The organism is Cupriavidus sp. 01L415 (assembly GCF_056400065.1).
Genome location: NZ_JBFTSP010000074.1, coordinates 1 through 1,541 on the forward strand (window position 1 = coordinate 1; position 1,541 = coordinate 1,541).

At 62.2% G+C, this 1,541-nt stretch carries 2 protein-coding genes; both read right to left on the reverse strand.

Annotated elements, in window-relative coordinates:
- Window positions 1-263 precede the first annotated feature (263 nt).
- A complete protein-coding gene (locus tag AC1DOX_RS30915; RefSeq protein ID WP_092142879.1) occupies window positions 264-467 on the reverse strand; it encodes a CsbD family protein in 204 nt (67 codons plus the stop codon).
- 71 nt (window positions 468-538) lie between these two features.
- Complete coding sequence (locus tag AC1DOX_RS30920; protein WP_441624651.1) at window positions 539-1,111, reverse strand: hypothetical protein; 573 nt, start codon at window positions 1,109-1,111, stop codon at window positions 539-541.
- Window positions 1,112-1,541 lie beyond the last annotated feature (430 nt).

Below are 1,541 nucleotides of genomic sequence, written 5' to 3' on the forward strand. Positions count from 1 at the left end.
TCGTGTCCCTCGGCTCGCAGCTTCGCTCCATCGTGTCCCTCGGCTCGCAGCTTCGCTCCACGCTTCCTCCCCACGATCGGTCACCCTTTCGCAGTTGCGCTTCGCTTCGTTCGCGGTGATCAACTTACGGTGGGACTTGCACCCACAAGAGTGCGCCCATGCTGGGCGCACAAAGAAAACGGCGGGGTGGAAGCCCCGCCGCAGCCATCGCGCACGTCCGCGCATGACAATCTGGCACTACACATCAGGAACTGCGCGCCCGCTTACCAGCGCACGTCGCGTTCCCAGGCCTTCATCTCTTCTTCGGCGCGTTCCCTGGTATAGCCGTAACGCTCCTGGATGCGGCCGGCCAGCTGGTCGCGCTTGCCATTGATGACGGTCATGTCATCGTCGGTCAGCTTGCCCCACTTCTCCTTGATCTTGCCCTTTGCCTGATCCCACTTGCCTTCGATCTGATCCCAATTCATTTGCGGCTCCTTTCAGGTGTCGATGCCGGGGGATGCCAGCGGCACCGACCCGGCGGACTTACTTGGCAGACTTACTTGGCGTACTTGAGCTTCACGTTAGCCTGGCACTTGTCCTTGGCATCGCCGGACATCGCATCGCACTTTTCCTTGTCGGCCTTGTAGGCGGCGTCGACGGTGTCCTTCTTCGCGTCGGCACGGGCTTCGGCCACATCCGTGCTGGTGCCCGTGGCGGCGGCCTTTTCGACCTTGGCGGCGCCCAGGGCCTGCTCATGCGAGGCCTTGGCTTCCTTCACGCACACGTCCTTGTCGTTACCCTTTTTGTCGTCGCACATTTCCTTGGCCACGTCGTAGTCGCGGTCGGCCTTGGTCTTCATGGCCTTGGCGTGGGCCTTCTCGGTGCCGTCGCGCCGGGCTTCGGCATTGGCCTTGGCCACGTCGCGGTCGCGCTTTGCCTCCAGCTTGCAAACGTCCTTGGCGTTGTCCTTCAACGCGCCGCACTTGCTCGTGGCGACCTTGTAGTCGGCTTCCGCCTGCTTGACGCTGGCACCGTAGTCGGCCTTCGAGCCCGCTTCCGCGTAGGCAAATCCGGCAGGGGCCGCAACCATCATCGAACACACTGCCGCAGTCAGCCATTTCCTCGTCATCATGTCGTGCTCCTTTTCAGGTGGATACTTGCCGGCCTGGCGCTTTCTCCTCGCCTTGTGGCCACGCTGTATCTGCAGGTTATGTTTTGGCACCGCCATGAAGCAGACGAGCGCTGCTGAAATGTACGTAAGACAATTCCCACAGCATCGCCAGGGAGCGCCCGTGCGCGGGGGAAGCGGAGGGAAGTGAAAGTCGCGGGGGCAGTGGAGACTCGCATGCCAAGGCGAATGCGGTCGTGCCAGGGATCACGGAATGCGCCGTGAGAGGACGAGAAGGGGACGAGAAGGGAACGACAAAGGGACCGTGAGGGCCATTGAGTAGGGTGAGGGGTCACCCCCTCAGCCCTCTCACACCACCGTACGTGCGGTTCCGCATACGGCGGTTCATGATCGAGACTGCAGGTGTCGCTGCGTGTCCAGCAGCGAGATC

What these genes read in the sequence shown, in the direction of transcription:
- AC1DOX_RS30915 (WP_092142879.1), bottom strand. Translation starts at nt 467, where the DNA reads ATGAATTGGGATCAGATCGAAGGCAAGTGGGATCAGGCAAAGGGCAAG.
- AC1DOX_RS30920 (WP_441624651.1), bottom strand. Translation starts at nt 1,111, where the DNA reads ATGACGAGGAAATGGCTGACTGCGGCAGTGTGTTCGATGATGGTTGCG.